Raw genomic sequence first — 20,935 nt, 5'->3', positions numbered from 1 at the left:
GAGCATTCTCGTTATGTATGCTTACCCCCAGCCAGCTGCTGCATGGCAAGGGACGCACCCACGATTTTGTGGGGCCAAGACGTTTCACACAAACGTAAAACCTGCAGCTTTTGCATGAGCTTTATGAATGAACCCACGCCGACTGACCCCTTCGATGTCCCTGCTGGTCGCCTTCGAGGCCGCCGCCCGCCATTGCAGCTTCACCAAAGCCGCGGACGAACTGGCCCTGACCCAAAGCGCGGTCAGCCGGCAAGTGCAGGCCCTGGAATCGCAGCTGGAGATCTCGCTGTTCAAGCGCGAGGGCAGAAAAATCGAGCTCACCGCCGCCGGCGCCCTGTACCAGCATGAGCTCAGCGCCGCCTTGGGGCGCATTCGCAGCGCCACCCTGCAGACCATTGCCTTCAAGGAAGAAGATGGCCCGTTGAACCTGGCGGTGCTTCCGACGTTCGGCTCAAAATGGCTGCTGCCGAAAATGCATGAGTTCTATGCCCGTCATCCCAGGAACCTGGTGCATATCCATTCAAGGATCATTCACGCCGACAACCCCTCCAGCGTGGGCGACATGCAGGCCATCATCTGCGCGGGGAAAGGGGATTGGCCGGGCTACGTGTCGCACCTGCTGCTGCGGGAAAAACTGATCGTCATCGCCAGCCCCAAGGCCCTGGCAGACAACCCCGAGCTAGCGCTGGACGACCTCCCCCATCATTTGCTGCTCAATGTGGTGTCTCGCCCCAACGGCTGGTCCGATTGGTTCGACTTCAACAACCTGGATCACCAGAAAATGCGCACGGGCCCCAGCTTCGAGCTCACCGCCCACCTGATCCAGGCGGTGGCCGCAGGCATAGGTATCGGGCTGGTTCCCGATATCCTGGTGCAGGAGGAAATCGAATCTGGCGCCGTGGTCAAGTTGTTCGGCCCCATGCAAAGCGGTCGCAACTATTACCTGACCTGCGCCGCGCGCTATCAGCACTTTCCGGCGTTCAAGACCTTCAGCGCCTGGTTGCTGTCCCTCCCCTCCTGAAGCGACTCTGCTGAAGCGCCCGCCGCCCCTCATCCAGCGGTCGGCGTCCAGCTGGCAAGCAAAGCGCCTTTGCCTTCCCAGCCGCAATGCCGCGGCTGCGGGCTCGGCAGCATCAATGACCGAGCGCTCCGTTCAACCCCTCACCAGCGCATGATCAGCGGCAGCAGCGGACGCAAATCCCGGCGCTGACCGCTGGCTCCATGGTCGATTTCCACCTCGATCAGGTGCTCATCCCCCTGGACCATCGCAAAACCCTGCAGCTGGTTTGCGCAGTCGGCAGCGGCTGACAAAGCCTGGCGGCCGGGCGTGGTGATGCGCACGGCGGTCATCTCGCGAAAGCCGTTGGGATGTTCAAACGGCTGGGCTCGCTCAATCGGAGCCTCATCGGGTCGTTTGGCAAAGCCAAGAAAAAACCACATCGGTTCGCCGACAGGCCCGTGCCCCACATCGACTTTCAGGGCCGCGGGCAAATAAACGGGTCGATATTCCCAGACCGGAAACGGCGGCGCCTCGCCCACGCTGGAAGGCCGGAAGCAAACGCCAAAGGGCGCGGCGACGCCATCGCTGCCCTTGAGGCGCTCATAGAGCCGTGTTGGCGCGGTCAACTGACTTTGCGCCTCGGCCTCATCGGTGAGGTACAAAAGCTCGATGAAGGCATTGCGCAAGAAGAACCGTCGATTGGCCGTGCCTTGACCCGGGTGGGTGTTTGGCGTCCCTTCAACCAGCCCGAGGGCTTTCAATGCATCAGCGCCTTGCCCGTGATCATTCACGCCAATAAAAATGTGGTCTGTTTCCATCGTTAATTCCCTTTAATCCTGATCGTGAGCAGCGGCACTTTTGCCATGGGACAAAAAAGCCGGCGAGCAGTCTGACATGGCCCATTGCGGCCATCCAGAACAATGCTCGAACGGGTTTTTGCTGACGATCAGGTACAGGGCAGGCTCCCCGATCGATGCCCACCCCCATAGCGCTGACAGCTCTGCCATTGGCGGGGGAAGGATGCTCGGCGCTCAGCGACAGACCGCCGGCTCAGGAGTCAGGACAGCGATAGACATTGCCCGAAAGCGTCACGTTGGTTTGCTCCAGGCGATTGTCCGAACCGGTCTGCCCTGCGCGCTGGGTGAGCAGGTAAACCCGGTTGCCCCCCAGCGCCGAGGCCTTGTTTTTCAGGTCGTTGCGGGCGCCGGTTTCGAGATTGGCGTTGCCCGTGATACTGCCCAATAAAAAGTCGCCCTGACTGCCGGTGACATCGCCAAGAAACTGGCATTCACGTCCCGGTTCATTGTGGGTGATGCGTACCTTGTTGGCCCCGGGTCCGGCGATTGAAGTGGGCGCGCAACCCGCCAGGACAGACAACACGGCACACAGGCCGATTCCCGTGAGTCGATGAGAACGATGCATCCAGATGATTCCTTTCGTACATTTGCAGCGATACCCCGAGCGGATAATCCTGCGGGGCGGTAGAGCGCGCAGTATCAAACGTTGGCAGAGCCGCCGTTGTATTAATCCGTTGATTTACCGTCAAAAAATGTAAAGAGAGGCCCGCGAACGCCACCTCAGGGCGTGGCCGATGATTGGCCAGCGCCAGCCTCATGCACTCGCGCCGAGTGGTTGCTTGCCCCGTCAGCCCTTGTGTTCAACAGGATTGGCGTTCCACCAGCGGGCATGCAACTCGGTGAATCGTCGGTTGTTCCCTGCGTTCAATGAGGTACTGAGCAGAGCGCCGCCCCATCTCGTAATACGGCAATTGCACGGTACTGAGCGGCGGATAGAACAGCTCGGCCACGCCGATCATATTGTCGTACCCCAGAACCGCTACCTGATCCGGAATGCGCAAGCCGCGACTGAGCAGGTACTGGTAGGCGACCAAGGCGATCCGATCGTTACCACACACCAGAAGATCGAACGCCGGCCTGCCCTGCAAGTCGCGCAGTCGGCTCTCCAGCACGGCAATCGTTTCCTGATAGGCGTCATCCCGGGACAGGTTGTACTGCGCCACATCGGCCGCAGGGATCCCGGCTTCGGCGAGGGCGCGGGCCAAGCCCAGTTGACGCTGCTCCCAGGCCAGACTGGTCTGCGGCAAGTTGATGCACAGCGGATTGCGGTAGCCGCGCTTGAGGGCGTATCGCACCGCCTGATACTGACCGTCGGCGTCATCCGGCACGTAACAGGCCACGCCGGGCTCCAGGCTCACGCAGTTGCTCAGAACCAGCGGCAGGCCGCGCAGCACCGGGGGAATCTCGACGGTGCGCAGTTGCATGGCGCTGAAGATGATCCCGTCAGGCTGATGGGACAACATCAGATCGATGGTCTGCTGGTTCGGCGGCACTTCGAAGACGTTGAGGATGAACAGGTTCCAGCCGTTCTCACGGGCGGTGCGCTCCATGGACAGGAGCATTTCCACAGCGAAGGGCGTGGTGGCGGTATCCAGGGCGAAGACCCCGATGGTCTTGCCACGCGAGGAGCCGCCGCGGATCTTGCGCGCCGAAAGACTGGGGACATACCCCAGGGTCTCGACCGCTTGCAGAACTTTCGCCAGGGTTTCCTGATTGACTTTTTCCGGGGTATTGAGCGCCCTGGACACCGTCATGAAGGAAACCCCTGCCAGGCGCGCGACATCTTTAACTGAGGCCATTCGCAGGTGCCAATGCTTGTATGGCCGGGCATCATGTCATGCCTGGCAAAAGCATGACAACACAGCGCCAGAGCCGTGCCAGACACGGCCCACCCACGCATCAGAGGCGCAGATCGGCCAGGCGCCAGAGCGAAACGTCGCCGAAAGCACCGCGTCCATTGATGGCAAAAGCCCTGAGCGCCTGGCTGTCGGGACGAGGATAGATCCGGCTGCTCAAGCTGTAGGCGCCATCATCGACAAACACCTCGATAGAGGAGCGATCCAGGAAAATCCGCAGGGCGACCTGCGTTTGCCCCCAGGCTATCGGCACGCTGCGCACCCCGCTCACACTGGCTCCCGAGTGTTGCCGGTCAAGCACCAGACGGCGCGCCATCGCATCGAAATACACCAGGGTCCGCTCCTGCTGATCCTCACTGCAACGCAGGGCCAGGCCGAAGCGCTCGGCGCTGCTGCCAGCCAGGTCCAGGGTCAGCTCGAACTCCAGCAACGTGCCTCGCTCATCGATGAGGCAATCGGCGGATTCCACCGCGCCGATCGGCAAGCTCCGCAGCGACTGGCGCAACCCCGTCAATTCGCGAGCCGGCCGCATGCGCAGCCGTTCGCCGTCGCGGCTCAACTCCCGAGGCAGCGACAGCGCACCACACCAGTGATGAGCCTGACTCGGCATCGGGCTGTCCCACATGTCCATCCAGGCCCACAGCAAGCGTCGCCCGTCCGGCGCCAGCAGGGTCTGCGCGGCATAAAAGTCATGCCCGTGATCCAGCTCGCGCAACTTGCCGCACTCGCTGAAAAAGCCCCGGTCGTCCAGCAGGCCCATTCGGTAGCTGTTCTGGAACTTGTTCCAGTTGTCATAGCCGCTGGGGGCGAGGCCCTGGGGCGAATAGAGAAACACATCGCTGCCATCGAGCTCGAACAGGTCCGGACACTCCCACATGTAGCCGTCCGCCTGACGTTGCCCTTGCAGGGCGCAACTCAGGTACTCCCAGTGCCGCAGATCGTCGGAACGATAGAGCAGGAGCTGCGGATCGTCGCCGCGACGGGCGCCGAGGGCCATCCACCACTGCCCTGCTCGCCGCCAGACCTTGGGATCGCGAAAATGCATGATGCCCGGCTCCGGCGCCGCCTCGATCACCACCCCGTGCTTGTCAAACGACACGCCATCGGTGCTGCTGGCCAGGCACTGGACCTGACGGATGTGCTGGTCGTCGCCCGGAGCGCCCAGCCACACATGCCCGGTATAGATCAGGTACAGCCTGTCGTCCGCGACCACCGCAGACCCCGAGAAACAGCCGTCGCGGTCATAGGCAGCGCCGGGCGCCAGCGCTATGGGCAGATGTTCCCAGTGCACCAGGTCACGGCTCCTGGCATGCCCCCAGTGCATCGGCCCCCAGTGCGCCGAATAGGGATGATGCTGGTAGAACACGTGATACTCGCCGCGAAAAAACACCAGGCCGTTGGGGTCGTTCATCCATCCCGCCGGCGGCGCAAGATGATAGGCGGGGCGAAAGTCATCGCCCCGCTCAGCCAAGGTCTTTTCAATAGCGCGATGCGCTTGGTCCAACAGTGCAGCGTGCATGGCTGGTTCCTGTCTAGGGTTCATAACGAGGGGCGGATTGAGCAATGGCGGGGAGCGGCGGCGAATCGCCAGGCGCGACCTCACAGGTGTGGCGCGCCGGGTCCTTGCGCAACAAGGTCCATGACAGCAGCAGGCAGGCACCGACCAGCCCGGCCATCAGCACGTACACGCTGGCAAACCCGAGATGGTCGTAGCCGTAGCCCACCAACGGCGACAGCAGCATGGCGGTCAGTTGCTGGGCGAACTGGAATCCCACCAGATAGATCGAGGCAGACAACCGAGAGTCGAAGTTGAGCGAGATGTATTTGAATACCGAGATCAGCAGGATGGGCACTTCCAACGCGTGCAACATCTTGCAGGCGGCGATGGCCCAGGCCTGGGTCGCCAACCCGGAGCCGAGGATCCGCACGAACATGATGCTGCCCGCCAGGATCAGCCCGTATTTGGCGCCTGTGCGACTGACCACCCAGGGGGCAAACAGCATCAGTACCGCCTCGACCAGCACCTGAGACGAATTCAGGTAGCCGTAGGCGCGGGTGCCCTGCTCCGGGGTCGGGAAAAACGAGGAGAAGTACACCGGAAACTGTTGCTCGTAGATCATGTAGATCCCGCACACCCCGGTCAGATAGAGGCTGAAGGCCCAGAATCGCGGCAGTGTCAGCAACCGCCACAGATCGTGCAGACGCACGGGGCTGGCAACCGCGCCGACCCCGGCAGTCGACCGGCTCAGCCGGTCCAGATCCAGGCGGGACAGCGTCAGCAGAAACAGGGCACCGGCGGCGCTGCTCATGTAAAACGCGATATTCGGATCGATATTGAACACCACCCCGACCGCGCCGGTCGCACTGGCCCAGCCCAGGGATCCCCACATCCGGGTGATCCCGAACTCGAAACCGGCATGGCGAGACAGGCGCTCGGTATAGGACTCGATCACCCCCACACCGGCGAGCATCGCCAGGGCCAGGAACGCCGCACCGAGCAGCGCGCCCAGCACCACGTTCTGCGCCAGCAGACCGGCATAGACATAGATTGCAAAGGGCGCCGCGGCACACAGCAAGATGCCGATCCACACCAGGAGCTTCTTGGACAGCCCGAGGCGGTCTTGCAGTGCGCCGTAAAAAGGCTGAACCAGCAACGCCGCAATGGCGTTGGCGGCGAAGATGAAGCCGGTTTCCGTGCCATTCAGGCCAATGACCCGATGCAGCCAGATAGAGAACAGCGAATAGCTGGATGACCACGAAAAGAAGAAGAAAAACAACAGACCACTGATAAGCCAGTACTCGCGTTTGGCGGCAAGCTGCATGTGACGACCCTCTTGTTTTTATTTAGGTTAACGTTAACATCGCAACACATTACGCGTCTTCCAACGCTTCGCTGTCAAGTGGAGTGCGCTGCGAAAAGTGCCCGGCGCGCCCTGCATGAGCCGCCCGCGAGCCGCTGAAAAGACGCCGGCAATGCCCGAATACAAAAACAAGAGGGTTATCTATGGGTTCCGCGCGGTGCCGGCCTTGGGCCGGCTTTTCTCTGTTGCTGCTGTCCACTCAACTGTTCGCCGCGCCGGCGCCAAGCATCGAGGAGCGGCTGGCCAGGCTCGAAGCCCGAACCACATCCGCCGAAGCTCGTGCCTCAGCGGCCGAAGCCGACGCCGCGCGGTTGCGCCGGGAAGTCCAGCAGCTCAATCAGCAAATCCTCGGCCGTCCGCCGGCGCCCGCGGCAAGCCCCCTCGACCCACCCGTGGCGCGGACAGAGGCCCACCCGCAGGCCCTCGCCAGCGCCGCCCCGGCGACCGCGTCATCAACCAAGGCCAGCGAGCACTTGAGCGACGGCTTCACCTTCGGCGGCTATGCCCGCTCCGGCATCATGAGCAACGGATCCGGCGCCGGCCGTGGCGGCCCCTACCTGACCCCCGCCGGTTCGGTGGGAGGCGCGGTCGGCCGCTTGGGCAATGAAGTCGACACCTACATGGAGGCCAAGTTGTCCAAGGAAAGCCAGGCCGACAACGGCACACGCTCCAAGTACCTGCTGATGCTCGCCGACGGCCTGGAGACGCCCAACGACTGGACCGCCGCGCAGAGCCGGCTGAATGTGCGCCAGGCCTACAGCGAGCTCAGCCACCTGGCCTCGTTCAAGGACAGTCCCCTGCTGCGCGACACCACGCTGTGGGCGGGCAAGCGCTTTGATCGGGACAACTTCGACCTGCATTGGCTCGACAGAGGGATCGTGTTCCTGGCCGGCACAGGCGGCGGCATCTACGACCTGCAACTGACGCCAGACTGGCGCGTCAACGCGTCGCTGCTGAGTCGCTCCTACGGAGACTTCGGCACCGAGGAGAAAAAGGACATCCGCAGCTATGTCGCGACCCTGAATCAATTCTTCGACCAGGGCCGCTGGCAGGTCATGCTCAATGGCATCTCGTCCGGCCAGAACGATGCCGACCTGGACACCGGCAACCGAACGGACCCCGAGCACAAGCGCCGAGTCAACACCTCAGGCTTCAGCCCCGCCACCGGCGGCGCCCATGGCCTGTTCGCCTACCATCGACCCGACTTCTTCGGCCGTGAGGGCTACGCCAAGGCGGTGCTGCTGTATGGCCAGGGCCTGGGGGCGGAGGTCAACAACATCGGTGCCGATGGCGAGCTGCTGGACCAGGCCAGGACCTTGCGCCTGGCCTTCTATGGCCATACCCGCCTCACTCAGGACTGGCGCATCGCCCCGGCCCTGATCGCCGAGCAGAGCAAGCATCGTTACGTTCCCGACGACGCCTATCGCTACCTGACCCTCAACCTGCGCCTGGCCAATGAACTGAGCAGCAACTTCGAAATGCAATATGAATTGAGCTGGCAGACCATGGACCTCGATGCCCGGGGCTACGATGGCCGCCAGGCCGCCAAGGGCGACTATTGGAAGCTGACGTTCGCCCCGACCTTCAAGGCCCAGACCGGCGACTTCTTGGTTCGCCCCGAACTGCGCCTGTTCGCCACCTACATGAACTGGTCCAGAGATCTGGATAACTTCAGTGCAACAGACGACTTCGGTCAAAAGGGCTTCAAGTCCGGGGGCGACTGGCAGCTGGGGGTACAGATGGAAACCTGGTTCTGAGGACTGCCGCCGGCCCCTGCCACAGCGCCCAATATTGCGTGGCGAGCAACAATCAATTGCGCGCCCGGGGATTGATAGCCGCCTAACCAAAGGCGCAGGCTAGAGGGCTGGCTCGCGGCTTATATCATTCCGAATGATAGTTACCTTCGCTTCATTCGATTCGTGAGATACCAGCCTGCCGAGCATCATCCGCCCATCTCAAATTACCTTGGCGGATGAACCATGGACCAGTCAGTCAAATTCTTGCGTTACCCCTTAGCCGCCCTCGCCGTTCTGGTCATGAGTGCCTGCGGCAAAGCCCCGGAAACCGCCTCCGCGCCACCCGCCGCCAAAGTCAGCGTGGCCAAGGTGCTGGAGCAACCGGTCAACGAATGGGACGAGTTCACCGGACGCCTGGAAGCCCCGGAAACCGTAGAGATCCGTCCACGAGTCTCGGGCCAGATCGACCAGGTGGCCTTCACCGAGGGCGCCCTGGTGAAGAAAGGCGACCTGCTGTTCCAGATCGATCCGCGTCCGTTCCAGGCTGAAGTGCGCCGCCTCGAAGCCCAGTTGCAACAAGCCCGGGCCACCGCCACCCGCAGCGCCAACGAAGCCCAGCGCGGCCAGCGCCTGCTGACCAGCAACGCGATTTCCGCCGAGCTGGCCGACACCCGCAGCAGCGCCGCCCAGGAAGCCCGGGCCGGGGTCGATGCGATCCAGGCCCAGCTGGACCTGGCCAAGCTCAACCTGAGCTTCACCCGGGTGGTGGCGCCCATTAGCGGTCGAGTCAGCCGCGCGCAGATCACCGCTGGCAACCTGGTGACCGCCGATGTCACCCCGCTCACCAGCCTGGTCTCCACCGACAAGGTCTACGCCTACTTCGACGCCGACGAGCGCGTGTACCTCAAGTACACCCAGCTAGCCCGCCAGGGCCAGCGCGGCCAGACCACCCCGGTGTACCTGGGCCTGTCCAACGAAGAAGGCCACCCGCACCTGGGCCAGATGAACTTCGTCGACAACCAGGTCAACCCCAAGACCGGCACCATCCGTGGCCGCGCCGTGTTCGACAACCGTGACGGCAGCTACACCCCGGGCCTGTATGCACGCCTGAAACTGGTGGGCAGCGGCACCTACTCGGCGATGCTGATCAATGACGAAGCCGTGGGCACCGACCTGGGCAAGAAGTTCGTGCTGGTGATGGACGCCGACAACAAGCCGGCCTACCGCGCCGTGGAACTGGGGCCGAAGATCGAAGGCCTGCGCATCGTGCGCAGCGGCCTGAGCAAGGACGACACCATCATCGTCAAGGGCTTGCAGCGGGCACGCCCGGGCGCCCCGGTGACGCCTGAAGTGATCCCCATGGCCAGCCAGGAAACCCTCGCCGCCCTGGCCCAACAACGCCAAGCACTGGAAGCCAGCAACCTGCCGCAGGTCACCCCTGCCAAGGCGGCTCCGGCTGTGAAACTCGCCGCTGCGACTCCGCGCGGTTAAGGGACGACTCTCAAGATGAATTTTTCCCAGTTCTTCATTTCAAGGCCGATCTTCGCCGCGGTGCTGTCGCTGCTGATCCTGATCGCCGGCGCCATCTCGCTGTTCCAGCTGCCCATCAGCGAATACCCGGAAGTGGTGCCGCCCACCGTGGTGGTGCGCGCCAACTTCCCCGGGGCCAACCCGAAAGTCATCGGTGAAACCGTGGCCGCGCCGCTGGAACAGGCGATCACCGGGGTCGAGAACATGCTCTACATGTCCTCGCAATCCACCGCCGACGGCAAGATCACCCTGACCATCACCTTCGCCCTGGGCACCGACCTGGACAACGCCCAGGTCCAGGTGCAGAACCGCGTGACCCGCACCCAGCCCAAGCTGCCGGAAGAAGTGACGCGCATCGGCATCACCGTGGACAAGGCCTCTCCGGACCTGACCATGGTGGTCCACCTGACCTCGCCGGACAAACGCTACGACATGCTCTACCTGTCCAACTACGCCCTGCTCAACATCAAGGATGAGCTGGCGCGCCTGGGCGGCGTGGGCGATGTGCAGCTGTTCGGCATGGGCGACTACTCGCTGCGGGTCTGGCTGGATCCGAACAAGACCGCTTCGCGCAACCTGACCGCCACCGACGTGGTCACCGCCATTCGTGAACAGAACCGCCAGGTCGCCGCCGGTGCCCTGGGCGCGCCGCCTGCGCCCACCGCCACCAGCTTCCAGCTGTCGGTCAACACCCAGGGCCGCCTGGTCACCGAGGAAGAGTTCGAGAACATCATCATCCGCTCCGGTGAGGACGGTGAAATCACCCGCCTGAAGGACATCGCCCGCATCGAGCTGGGGTCGAGCCAGTACGCCCTGCGTTCGCTGCTCAACAACCAGCCGGCAGTGGCGATCCCGATCTTCCAGCGTCCGGGCTCCAATGCCATCGAGATCTCCAACGAAGTGCGGGCCAAGATGGCCGAGCTCAAGCAGAGCTTCCCCCAGGGCATGGACTTCAGCATCGTCTACGACCCGACCATCTTCGTCCGCGGCTCCATCGAGGCAGTGGTGCACACCCTGTTCGAAGCGCTGATCCTGGTGGTGCTGGTGGTGATCCTGTTCCTGCAGACCTGGCGCGCCTCGATCATCCCGCTGGTGGCCGTACCGGTGTCGCTGATCGGCACCTTCGCGGTGATGCACCTGTTCGGTTTCTCGCTCAACGCCCTGTCGCTGTTCGGCCTGGTGCTGGCCATCGGCATCGTGGTGGACGACGCCATCGTGGTGGTGGAGAACGTCGAACGTAACATCGGCCTGGGCCTGAGCCCGGTGGAAGCCACCAAGCGCGCCATGCGTGAAGTGACCGGCCCGATCATCGCCACCGCCCTGGTGCTGTGCGCGGTGTTCGTACCGGCGGCCTTCATCAGTGGCCTGACCGGGCAGTTCTACAAGCAGTTCGCCCTGACCATCGCGATTTCCACGGTGATCTCGGCCTTCAACTCCCTGACCCTGTCGCCGGCCCTGGCCGCGGTACTGCTCAAGGAACACCATGCGCCCAAGGACCGCTTCTCGAAGATCCTCGACAAGCTGCTGGGGGGCTGGCTGTTCAAACCCTTCAACCGCTTCTTCGATCGTGCCAGCCATGGTTACGTCGGCACCGTGCGCCGGGTCATCCGCGGCAGCGGCATCGCCCTGTTCCTCTATGCCGGCCTGATGGTGCTGACCTGGTTCGGCTTCGCCCACACCCCGACCGGCTTCGTTCCGGCCCAGGACAAGCAGTACCTGGTGGCCTTCGCCCAACTGCCGGACGCCGCCAGCCTGGACCGCACCGAAGACGTGATCAAGCGCATGTCCGACATCGCCCTCAAGCAGCCCGGCGTGGAAAGCGCGGTGGCCTTCCCCGGCCTGTCGATCAACGGCTTCACCAATAGCCCGAACAACGGCATCGTCTTCGTCACCTTGAAACCCTTCGATGAGCGCAAGGACCCGAGCATGTCCGCCGGGGCCATCGCCGGTGCCCTGAACGGCAAGTACGCCGATATCCAGGACGCCTACATGGCGATCTTCCCACCGCCGCCGGTACAGGGCCTGGGCACCATTGGTGGCTTCCGCCTGCAGGTGGAGGACCGCAGCGGCCTGGGCTACGACGAGCTGTATAAGGAAGTGCAGAACGTCATCACCAAGAGCCGCAGCGTGCCGGAGCTGGCCGGGCTGTTCACCAGCTACCAGGTCAACGTGCCCCAGGTCGATGCCGCCATCGACCGGGAAAAGGCCAAGACCCACGGCGTGGCGATTTCCGACATCTTCGACACCCTGCAGATCTACCTGGGTTCGCTGTATGCCAACGACTTCAACCGCTTTGGCCGCACCTACCAGGTCAACGTCCAGGCCGAGCAGCAGTTCCGCCTCGAACCCGAGCAGATCGGCCAGCTGAAAGTGCGCAACAACAAGGGCGAGATGATCCCCCTGGCGACCTTTATCAAGGTCAGCGACACCGCCGGTCCCGACCGCGTGATGCACTACAACGGCTTCGTCACCGCGGAAATCAACGGCGCGGCGGCTCCGGGCTACAGCTCCGGGCAAGCGCAAGCGGCGATCGAGAAACTGCTCAAGGAAGAACTGCCCAACGGCATGACCTACGAATGGACCGAGCTGACCTACCAGCAGATCCTCGCCGGTAACACCGCGCTGTTCGTCTTCCCGCTCTGCGTGCTGTTGGCCTTCCTGGTACTGGCCGCTCAGTACGAGAGCTGGAGCCTGCCGCTGGCGGTGATCCTGATCGTGCCGATGACCCTGCTGTCGGCGATTACCGGGGTGATCGTCTCCGGGGGCGACAACAACATCTTCACCCAGATCGGCCTGATCGTACTGGTGGGCCTGGCCTGCAAGAACGCGATCCTGATCGTCGAGTTCGCCAAGGACAAGCAAGAGGAAGGCCTCGACCCGCTGGCTGCGGTGCTGGAAGCCTGCCGCCTGCGTCTGCGGCCGATCCTGATGACCTCCTTCGCCTTCATCATGGGCGTGGTGCCCCTGGTGATCTCCAGCGGCGCTGGTGCGGAAATGCGTCATGCCATGGGGGTCGCGGTGTTCTCCGGGATGCTCGGGGTGACCTTCTTCGGCCTGCTGCTGACCCCAGTGTTCTATGTCCTGATCCGCAATTATGTGGAGCGCAGCGAGGCCCGCAAGGCCGCCCGCGCCCTGCAACTGGAGACGCAACAATGAGTGCCAAAGTCTTCCTGCCGAGCCTGCTGGTACTGGCCCTCAGTGCCTGCGCCGTCGGCCCGGACTACCAGACTCCTACCACCGAGGCGGCGCACATCAGCGCCGCCACCGATGGCGCCGCGGGCCAGAAGAACTTCGACCGCGCACGCTTCGAAGGCATCTGGTGGCAACAGTTCGATGACCCGACCCTCAACCAGCTGGTGAGCCAATCGTTGCAGGGCAACCGTGAACTGCGGGTGGCCTTCGCCCGCCTGCGGGCCGCCCGGGCGATTCGCGATGACGCCAGCAATGACGCCATGCCGACCATCACCAGCCGCGCCAGCAGCGACCTGGCCAAGGGGCAGATCCCCGGCCAGACCAGCAAGCGAGTGAACAGCGAGCGCTACGACCTGGGCCTGGACATGGCCTGGGAACTGGACCTGTTCGGCCGCATCCAGCGCAACCTGGAAGCCACCGACGCCGACCAGCAGGCCGCCGAGGCCGACCTCTACCAACTGCAGGTGACCATGATCGCCGAGCTGGTGGACGCCTACGGCCAACTGCGCGGCGCACAGCTGCGGGAAAAGATCGCCCTGGCCAACCTGGACAACCAGCAGGCCTCGCGCAAGATCACCGAAAGCCTGCGCGACGCCGGCGTCGGCGACCAGCTCGATGTGGTCCGCGCCGACGCCCGCCTGGCTTCGGTGGAAGCCAGCGTGCCGCAATTGCAGGCCGAGCAGACCCGCCAGCGCAACCGCATCGCCACCCTGCTGGGTGAACGCCCGGACCAGCTCAGCGTCGACCTGTCGCCGGCGCAGCTGCCGGCGATTGCCAAGGCCCTGCCGATTGGCGACCCGGGCCAACTGCTGCAACGCCGGCCGGACATTCTCAGCGCCGAACGCAAGCTGGCCGCCGCCACCGCGCGCATCGGCGTGGCCAAGGCCGACCTGTTCCCACGGGTCAGCCTCAGCGGCTTCCTCGGCTTTACCGCCGGACGCGGTTCGCAGATCGGCTCCTCGGCGGCCAATGCCTGGGCCCTGGGCCCGAGCATCACCTGGGCGGCCTTCGACCTGGGCAGCGTGCGGGCCCGCCTGCGCGGCGCCGACGCCAACGCCGACGGCGCCCTGGCCAACTACGAGCAACAGGTGCTGCTGGCCCTGGAAGAATCGGAGAACGCCTTCAGCGACTACGGCAAGCGCCAGCAACGGCTGATCTCGCTGATTCGCCAGAGCGAGTCCAGCCGCGCCGCGGCGGACCTGGCCGAGATCCGCTACCGCGAAGGCACCGTGGACTTCCTGGTGCTGCTGGACGCCCAGCGTGAACGCCTGGCCGCCGAAGACGCCCAGGCCCAGGCCGAAGTCGACCTGTATCGCGGCATCGTCGCCATCTACAAGGCCCTGGGCGGTGGCTGGCAGCCGCAGACGGTGGCCAGCAACTAAGGATTTGCAAGGAGCTCCTTTGGTTGGCCGCAACCAACCAATGTTTGGCCCCGTGGATCATTCGGTCGCGGGGCTTTTTTTCGCCACGACATCGCCAAGCAAGGCCCTGCGGACCTTCGCGCAGCCTCGCCGCAGGCTCGACAGCGGCTACACAACTCCCTGTAGCCGCTGCCGCAGGCTGCGAACGGCCCGAAGGGACGCCAGGACCGCAAGGCCGCTTCAGACTCCGCGGGCAATCGTCAGGCAAGGCCCTGCGGACCTTCGCGCAGCCTCGCCGCAGGCTCGACAGCGGCTACACAATTCCCTGTAGCCGCTGCCGCAGGCTGCGAACGGTCCGAAGGGACGCCAGGATCGCAAGGCCGCTTCAGACTCCGCGGGCAATCGTCAGGCAAGGGCCGGCGGCCGATAGAGGCAGTCGATCATTCGGTCGATCGTTGCGATTGGACAGCCCTGCAGCGCGCTCCTACTCTTCACTCGCCGCGTAGTCGCCCTGGCCTCAGCCCTCATGATTGTCCGCCCCAAGCCGAACCTGATCAGCATCCTCTTCGCCCTCAAGGGCTCGATCGCCAAGCGCATTGCCTTGCGCTGCGTGCTGATCACCCTGCTGGCCTCGGTCATCGTGCTGGTGGAAACCCTGCAACCCACCTACTTTTCCAAGGTCAACGCCACGCCCTTCACCCTGCTGGGGCTGTCGCTGTCGATCTTCATGAGCTTTCGCAACAACGCCTGCTACGACCGCTGGTGGGAAGGCCGCAAGCAGTTGGGGCAGTTGATCATCGAAGTGCGCTCGCTGATCCGTGAAAGCCTGGTCATCGACGGCCATCCCGAACGCGAGGGCCTGCTGCGCGACCTGTGCGGCTTCGCCCACAGCCTGATCGCTCGCCTGCGCCATGAAGACGAGGCCGCCGCCTTGCGCCCCTGGGCCCAAGCGGGTATTGACTCAAGGCATCCGAACCTCACCGACGCGCAGTTGCAACGCATCGGCCAGCGCTGCTCGCAATGGGCGCAACAGGGATTGATCAGCGAATGGCGCTACACCCAGCTGGAAACCCGGCTGGTCAGCCTGAGCCTGGTGCAAGCCGCCTGCGAGCGGATCCAGAACACCCCGCTGCCCTTCCCCTATACCCTGCTGCTGCACCGCACCATCTACCTGTTCTGCATCCTCCTGCCGTTCGCCATGGCCGAGCCCCTGGGCTGGCTGACGCCGATCTTCACCGCCATCGTCAGCTACACCTTCCTGGGCCTCGACGAGATCGGCAACGACCTCGAAGACCCCTTCGGCTACGACGACAACGACCTGCCGTGCAGCGCTCTATTGCGCGGCCTGGAGCGCGAAGTCCTGGCGGCCCTGGGGCAGCGCGAGCTGCCGCCGCCACTGCAGCCGGTGGAATACGTGCTCAGCTGATTGCGGGTTTGACTCGGGCCGACTCCTGACCGAAGCTTGCGCCTTGCAAAAGTCGCCAGCTTCCGGATTCCCCCATGTCCCTGCCCCGTCGCTACCTGCTGATCAGCCTGTCGCTCGTCATTGCCCTGGCCCTGGCCTGGAACTTCCTGCGCAGCAGCCCGCCGGTGATCCCCGAGGCCATCAAGCACGGCTATGGCCCGGCCCTGGAAAAAGCCCGCAACGGCCAGCCCGGCGCGGCCCGGGTGCTGTACCAGCAACTGGCGCGCCCCGACCTCAGCGACGCGCAGCGCATCCGTCTGCTGGCGGTGCTGCCCAACTACCCCAGCCCGCAAGCCCTGAAACTGGCGGACGCCGATCTGCACCACGCCTCGCCGGCTGTGCGCAAAGCGGCGATCGACAGCGTGCTGGGCCTGGTGCCCAGCGGCCAGCGCAGCCTGCTGCTGGGGCCGCTGCTCGACGATCACGAACAAAGCGTGCGCTTTGCCGCGGTGGACGCTCTGCTGGGCCTGTCGCCGGATGATCAGGGCCTGTACTTCGGTCCGTTGCAGCAGGTGATCGACGAATACACCCAGGTGCTCAAGACCCAGGGCGAGAATGTCGAAGCCCAGTACCAGCTGGCGCGCCTGTACCTGCACAATGCCGATCTGCCCAAGGCCCAGCAGACTCTGGAACAGGCCCTGCGCCTGGCGCCGGACAACCTGCAGGCGGTGGTGCTGCAGATCGAAGTGCTGGACAAGCAGGGCCAGAGCGATGCCGCTCGCCAGTTGCTGGCCAAGCAACTGCAGGCCCAGCAGGACTCGGCCTACCTGCAGCACGCCCTGGGTCTCTGGCTGCTGCACCACGGCCAGGGCGAGTTCGCCCTGCTGGGCCTGTCCCGGGCCGTGGAGCTGGAGCCCAACAACGCCGCCTATCGCTACGACCTGGCCACCACCCTGCACGGCCAGCAGGAGCTGGAGGCGGCGCAGAAGCAACTGGAGGAAATCGTCCAGCGCCAGCCCTACAACCGCAAGGCGCGGGTGCTGCTGATCAACTACTGGAAAGAAAGCGGCCAGTTGCAGAATGTCCAGGTCCTGCTGGCCCAGCTGGAGCAGCAGAACCCCGACGACCCGGCCCTGCAGCAGGGCCTGTAATCGCCCCCCGGGCCTTGCCTGGCGATCCCCAGCCGAACCTTTGCCGCCCTCAAGCGCCACGCGTCTGCTACGCCGGAATGCCGCCCAAACCGTTCGCAGTCTGCGGCAGCGGCTACAAGAACCGGCACAAAACCTGTAGCCGCTGCCGAGCCCGCGAGGCTGCGAAAAGGCCCGCAGGGCCTTGCCTGGCAATCTCCAGCCGAACCCTTGCCGCCCTCAAGCTCCACGCGCCTGCTACGCCGGAATGCCGCCCAAGCCGTTCGCAGCCTGCGGCAGCGGCTACACGACAAAAGGTTGAACCGTGCCAATGGCCGGCGGTCAAGTGATTTATCGGCGAGATCAAGGCGCTCGACGCCATCGCCCATCACCTGAACCCATTGTGCGAGGGCATTGTTTGTCGACATCAACTGCGTTGCTCAGCGAAAAAGCCGCCACCGGCATCGAAGGCCTGGATGACATCCTCAACGGCGGATTGTCCCGCGGCCATGTGTTTCTCCTGGAAGGCCAACCCGGCACCGGCAAGACCACCATGGCCTTGCATTTCCTGCGCGCCGGCGCCGAAGCCGGCGAGCGCTGCCTGTACATCACCCTCTCGGAAACCGAACGCGAATTACGCCAGGGCGCAGCCTCCCACGGCTGGCAGCTCGACGAGCAGATCCACATCTTCGAGCTGATCCCGCCGGAAAGCCTGCTCAATGCCGAGCACCAGCAAAGCCTGCTGTACGCCTCGGACCTGGAGCTGGGGGAAGCCACGCGCCAGATCTTCGAGGTGGTGGAACGGGTCAAGCCGACCCGGGTGGTGCTCGACAGCCTCTCGGAAATCCGCCTGCTGGCCCAGAGTTCATTGCGCTACCGGCGGCAGATCCTGGCGATCAAGCACTACTTCGTGCGCTACGACGCCACCGTGCTGTTGCTGGACGACCTGACCACCGAAGCCCTGGACAAGACCGTGCACAGCGTGGCCCACGGGGTGGTCCGCCTGGAGGAACTGACCCCCAGCTACGGCGCGGAACGGCGGCGCATCCGAGTGGTGAAATACCGCGGACAGAAGTACCGCGGCGGCTTCCACGACTTCACCATCATGGGCGACGGCGTGCATGTGTTCCCGCGCCTGGTGGCCGCCGAACACCGCGGTCGCTACCAGCGCCGGACCCTGTCCAGCGGCATCGATGAAATGGACGCACTGCTGGGAGGCGGCATCGAAACCGGCTCCAGCACCCTGATCCTCGGTCCGGCCGGCACCGGCAAATCGCTGATCGCGCTGATCTTCGCCGCCGCGGCGGTGGCCCGGGGGGAAAAGGCCGCGCTGTTCATCTTCGACGAAGAACTGGGGCTGCTGTTGGAGCGCATGCGCAAGATGGGCATCGACCTGCAAGCCCTGCAGGCCGGTGGCGATCTGGTGATCGAGCAGGTGGACGCCGCCGAGCTGTCGCCGGGCGAACTGTCGCACCGGGTCCGGCGCTGCGTCGATCAGCAACGGATCAAGACCGTGGTAATCGACAGCATCAACGGCTATCAGGCGGCCATGCCTGAGGAAAACGCCCTGGTTCTGCACATGCACGAACTGCTGCTGTACCTCAACCGCCAGGGCGCGGCGACCTTCATGACCGTGGCCCAGCACGGCCTGGTGGGCGACATGCAGACCCCGGTGGAGATCACCTACCTGGCCGATACCGTGGTCCTGCTGCGCTACTTTGAGGCCCTGGGCCAGGTGCGCCGGGCCATCTCCATCATCAAGAAACGCACCGGCCGCCACGAATCGACCATCCGCGAATACCGCATCAGCGGCCGCGGCCTGACCATCGGCGCCCCGCTGGAAGCCTTCCAGGGCGTGTTGCGCGGCGTGCCCAGCTACCAGGGCGAAAGCAAACCGCTGCTGCAGGATGAGGGCACATGAGCCGGCCCTCGGCATTTTCCGAACGCGCCCTGGTGCTGACGCCCTACGGCCGCGACAGCCAGCTGGCGCAGATGATGCTCAATGAAGCCGGGTTCAGCAGCCTGATCACCCCGCACCTGGCGGCCCTGTGCGACGAGCTGGAACAGGGCGCCGGGCTGGCGATCATCGCCGCCGAAGCCTTGCGCGGGGCCGATCTGCAGCCCTTGTTGCGTTATCTGGAGCAGCAACCGGCCTGGTCCGACCTGCCCATCGTGCTGCTGACCCAGCACGGTGGCCCGGAGCAGAACCCGGCCTCGCGCTTTGGCGCGCCCCTGGGCAACGTCAGCTTTCTCGAACGGCCCTTCCATCCGGCGACCCTGATCAGCCTGGTCAGCGCCGCCCTGCGCGGACGCCGCCGGCAATACGAAGCCCGGGACCGGCTGATCGACCTGAGCCAGAGCGAACTGCGCCTGCAACGCACCCTGGAAACCCTGGAGCAGCAGGTGCAAGAACGCACCGCGCAACTGCGGCACAACGAGGAGGCCCTGCGCCAGTCACAAAAGATGGAAGCCGTGGGCCAGCTCACCGGCGGCATCGCCCATGACTTCAACAACATGCTCACCGGCATCATCGGCAGCCTGGAGCTGCTGCGCCGGCGCCTGGCCCGAGGCCGCACCGAGGACCTGGACAGCCTGATCGACCTCGGGGTGACCTCGGCCAACCGCGCGGCCGGCCTGACCCATCGCCTGCTGGCCTTTTCCCGGCGCCAGTCGCTGGATTCCAAGCCGGTGGAGATGAACGCCCTGGTGACGTCCATGGGCGAACTGCTGCACCGCAGCCTGAGCGAAAGCATCCAGCTGGAGATGCGCCTGGACCCGCAGTTGTGGGTGGCTGAGGCCGATCCCAATCAGCTGGAAAGCGCCCTGCTCAACCTGGTGCTCAATGCCCGCGACGCCATGCCCAACGGCGGCCGGCTGCTGGTGGAAACCCTCAACCAGCGCCTGGACGCGGACTTCACCCAGGCCCACGACAACCTGGCGCCCGGCGAATATGTGCTGCTGCGGGTCAGCGACAATGGCTGCGGCATGCCCGAGGCCATCATCAACCGGGTGTTCGACCCCTTCTTCACCACCAAGCCGATCGGCCAGGGCACCGGGCTCGGGCTGTCGATGATCTATGGCTTCAGCAAGCAGTCCGGTGGCCACGTCACACTCGATAGCACCCTGGGACGCGGCACCGAGGTCAGCCTGTACCTGCCGCGCCTGCGCGGTGACCTGAAGCAGGATGAACCGCCCCAGGCGCAACAATCGGGGGCCGCGCAACAGGGCGAAACCGTGCTGATCGTCGAGGATGATCCGGCGGTGCGCGTGCTGGTCAGCGCGGTGCTTGGCGAACTGGGCTACGCCTACCTGGAAGCCGGCGACGCCCGCAGCGCCATGCCGATTCTCGATTCGGCGCAGCGTATCGACCTGCTGATCAGCGACGTGGGCTTGCCGGGCATGAACGGCCGGCAACTGGCGGAGATCGGGCGGCAGATCCGCCCGCAATTGAAAGTGCTGTTCATCACCGGCTACGCCGAGCACGCCGCCGCCCGTGGCGGCTTCCTCGACCCCGGCATGCAACTGATCACCAAGCCCTTCACCTTCGACCTGCTGACCGCCAAGGTGCGGGAAATGATCCGCGACTGAGGCCCGGCTCAGGCCAGCAGTTGCTGGATCTGTTCCTGCAGGCTGCTGAGGTCGAAAGGCTTGGCCAGGATCGGCGCCTTGCGGGTGATGGGGCTGGCGCACTCAAGGATTTCGTTGGGGTAGCCGCTGATGAAAATCACCTTGAGGTCCGGGCGCAGCTTCACCGCAGGCTCAGCGATCATCACCCCGGTGATCCCGCCCGGCAGCCGGTAATCGGTGATCATCACGTCCAGGTGCGGCTTGCTGGCGAGAATCTCGAACGCCTGCTCGCCATTCTCGGCCTGCAGCACCCGGTAGCCCAGGCCCGACAGGTAGTCGGCCAGAAGCATCAGGATCACCGGTTCATCTTCGACGATCAGTACGACGTCTTGTGCATCTTCACTCATGGAAAACCTTTGCTGGGTCAATTGCTGCTGTTACGA

Annotated in this window: 15 protein-coding genes; 9 read left to right on the top strand and 6 right to left on the bottom strand. The window is 64.4% G+C overall.

Going from position 1 to position 20,935, the window contains the following annotated elements:
• Positions 1 to 127: 127 nt before the first annotated feature.
• Positions 128 to 1,021, top strand: a complete 894-nt coding sequence (locus GWQ44_RS18065; RefSeq protein WP_047304695.1) for a LysR substrate-binding domain-containing protein — start codon at positions 128 to 130, stop codon at positions 1,019 to 1,021.
• Positions 1,022 to 1,161: 140 nt separating this feature from the next.
• Here the strand turns inward: GWQ44_RS18065 and GWQ44_RS18060 are convergent, their stop codons facing one another.
• The 5 genes from GWQ44_RS18060 to GWQ44_RS18040 all read right to left on the bottom strand — a co-directional run bounded on the left by GWQ44_RS18060 (position 1,162) and on the right by GWQ44_RS18040 (position 6,535).
• Positions 1,162 to 1,818, bottom strand: a complete 657-nt coding sequence (locus tag GWQ44_RS18060; RefSeq protein ID WP_103740226.1) for a VOC family protein — start codon at positions 1,816 to 1,818, stop codon at positions 1,162 to 1,164.
• A 232-nt stretch (positions 1,819 to 2,050) separates the two neighbouring features.
• A complete protein-coding gene (locus GWQ44_RS18055) occupies positions 2,051 to 2,422 on the bottom strand; it encodes a DUF4156 domain-containing protein (RefSeq protein WP_275927932.1) in 372 nt (123 codons plus the stop codon).
• Between the two features lie 235 nt (positions 2,423 to 2,657).
• Complete coding sequence (locus GWQ44_RS18050) at positions 2,658 to 3,656, bottom strand: LacI family DNA-binding transcriptional regulator (RefSeq protein WP_179596226.1); 999 nt, start codon at positions 3,654 to 3,656, stop codon at positions 2,658 to 2,660.
• Between the two features lie 100 nt (positions 3,657 to 3,756).
• Positions 3,757 to 5,232, bottom strand: coding sequence for a glycoside hydrolase family 32 protein (locus tag GWQ44_RS18045; RefSeq protein ID WP_275927931.1), 1,476 nt, complete (start codon positions 5,230 to 5,232; stop codon positions 3,757 to 3,759).
• A gap of 13 nt (positions 5,233 to 5,245) precedes the next feature.
• A complete protein-coding gene (locus GWQ44_RS18040; RefSeq protein ID WP_047304699.1) occupies positions 5,246 to 6,535 on the bottom strand; it encodes an MFS transporter in 1,290 nt (429 codons plus the stop codon).
• A 278-nt stretch (positions 6,536 to 6,813) separates the two neighbouring features.
• Here GWQ44_RS18040 and GWQ44_RS18035 point away from each other — a divergent pair, with 278 nt between their 5' ends.
• The 8 genes from GWQ44_RS18035 to GWQ44_RS18000 all read left to right on the top strand — a co-directional run bounded on the left by GWQ44_RS18035 (position 6,814) and on the right by GWQ44_RS18000 (position 20,513).
• A complete protein-coding gene (locus GWQ44_RS18035; RefSeq protein WP_275928035.1) occupies positions 6,814 to 8,331 on the top strand; it encodes a carbohydrate porin in 1,518 nt (505 codons plus the stop codon).
• A gap of 222 nt (positions 8,332 to 8,553) precedes the next feature.
• Positions 8,554 to 9,801, top strand: a complete 1,248-nt coding sequence (gene mexE / locus GWQ44_RS18030) for a multidrug efflux RND transporter periplasmic adaptor subunit MexE (RefSeq protein WP_016967581.1) — start codon at positions 8,554 to 8,556, stop codon at positions 9,799 to 9,801.
• A 15-nt stretch (positions 9,802 to 9,816) separates the two neighbouring features.
• On the top strand, positions 9,817 to 12,996 hold the full coding sequence (locus GWQ44_RS18025) for an efflux RND transporter permease subunit (protein ID WP_275927930.1): 3,180 nt from the start codon (positions 9,817 to 9,819) through the stop codon (positions 12,994 to 12,996).
• Complete coding sequence (locus tag GWQ44_RS18020; protein ID WP_275927929.1) at positions 12,993 to 14,414, top strand: TolC family protein; 1,422 nt, start codon at positions 12,993 to 12,995, stop codon at positions 14,412 to 14,414. The genes GWQ44_RS18025 and GWQ44_RS18020 overlap by 4 nt, the downstream gene beginning before the upstream one ends.
• A gap of 505 nt (positions 14,415 to 14,919) precedes the next feature.
• The gene (locus GWQ44_RS18015; RefSeq protein ID WP_275927928.1) at positions 14,920 to 15,819 is read left to right on the top strand and encodes a bestrophin family protein; all 900 of its coding nucleotides are present in this window, start codon (positions 14,920 to 14,922) and stop codon (positions 15,817 to 15,819) included.
• 74 nt (positions 15,820 to 15,893) lie between these two features.
• Complete coding sequence (locus GWQ44_RS18010) at positions 15,894 to 16,949, top strand: tetratricopeptide repeat protein (RefSeq protein WP_103740233.1); 1,056 nt, start codon at positions 15,894 to 15,896, stop codon at positions 16,947 to 16,949.
• Positions 16,950 to 17,343: 394 nt separating this feature from the next.
• A complete protein-coding gene (locus tag GWQ44_RS18005) occupies positions 17,344 to 18,846 on the top strand; it encodes an ATPase domain-containing protein (RefSeq protein WP_047304706.1) in 1,503 nt (500 codons plus the stop codon).
• On the top strand, positions 18,843 to 20,513 hold the full coding sequence (locus GWQ44_RS18000) for an ATP-binding protein (RefSeq protein WP_047304707.1): 1,671 nt from the start codon (positions 18,843 to 18,845) through the stop codon (positions 20,511 to 20,513). The genes GWQ44_RS18005 and GWQ44_RS18000 overlap by 4 nt, the downstream gene beginning before the upstream one ends.
• An 8-nt stretch (positions 20,514 to 20,521) precedes the next feature.
• On the opposite strand, the gene GWQ44_RS17995 is transcribed toward GWQ44_RS18000, so the two are convergent.
• The gene (locus GWQ44_RS17995) at positions 20,522 to 20,899 is read right to left on the bottom strand and encodes a response regulator (RefSeq protein ID WP_016964140.1); all 378 of its coding nucleotides are present in this window, start codon (positions 20,897 to 20,899) and stop codon (positions 20,522 to 20,524) included.
• Between the last annotated feature and the right edge of the window lie 36 nt (positions 20,900 to 20,935).

Source organism: Pseudomonas sp. 3MA1 (assembly GCF_029237275.1).
In the GTDB taxonomy this organism is placed as follows: domain Bacteria; phylum Pseudomonadota; class Gammaproteobacteria; order Pseudomonadales; family Pseudomonadaceae; genus Aquipseudomonas; species Aquipseudomonas fluorescens_AP.
Note: the sequence above shows the minus strand (reverse complement) of the source record. Positions and strands in the feature narration are given on the sequence as shown.

Bases quoted from the DNA above. Each gene is read 5' to 3' on its own strand.
- GWQ44_RS18020 (WP_275927929.1), top strand. From the start codon at position 12,993: ATGAGTGCCAAAGTCTTCCTGCCGAGCCTGCTGGTACTGGCCCTCAGT.
- GWQ44_RS18065 (WP_047304695.1), top strand. From the start codon at position 128: ATGAACCCACGCCGACTGACCCCTTCGATGTCCCTGCTGGTCGCCTTC.
- GWQ44_RS18025 (WP_275927930.1), top strand. From the start codon at position 9,817: ATGAATTTTTCCCAGTTCTTCATTTCAAGGCCGATCTTCGCCGCGGTG.
- GWQ44_RS18045 (WP_275927931.1), bottom strand. From the start codon at position 5,232: ATGCACGCTGCACTGTTGGACCAAGCGCATCGCGCTATTGAAAAGACC.
- GWQ44_RS18000 (WP_047304707.1), top strand. From the start codon at position 18,843: ATGAGCCGGCCCTCGGCATTTTCCGAACGCGCCCTGGTGCTGACGCCC.
- GWQ44_RS18040 (WP_047304699.1), bottom strand. From the start codon at position 6,535: ATGCAGCTTGCCGCCAAACGCGAGTACTGGCTTATCAGTGGTCTGTTG.
- GWQ44_RS18010 (WP_103740233.1), top strand. From the start codon at position 15,894: ATGTCCCTGCCCCGTCGCTACCTGCTGATCAGCCTGTCGCTCGTCATT.
- GWQ44_RS17995 (WP_016964140.1), bottom strand. From the start codon at position 20,899: ATGAGTGAAGATGCACAAGACGTCGTACTGATCGTCGAAGATGAACCG.
- GWQ44_RS18055 (WP_275927932.1), bottom strand. From the start codon at position 2,422: ATGCATCGTTCTCATCGACTCACGGGAATCGGCCTGTGTGCCGTGTTG.
- GWQ44_RS18015 (WP_275927928.1), top strand. From the start codon at position 14,920: ATGATTGTCCGCCCCAAGCCGAACCTGATCAGCATCCTCTTCGCCCTC.
- GWQ44_RS18060 (WP_103740226.1), bottom strand. From the start codon at position 1,818: ATGGAAACAGACCACATTTTTATTGGCGTGAATGATCACGGGCAAGGC.
- mexE (WP_016967581.1), top strand. From the start codon at position 8,554: ATGGACCAGTCAGTCAAATTCTTGCGTTACCCCTTAGCCGCCCTCGCC.
- GWQ44_RS18050 (WP_179596226.1), bottom strand. From the start codon at position 3,656: ATGGCCTCAGTTAAAGATGTCGCGCGCCTGGCAGGGGTTTCCTTCATG.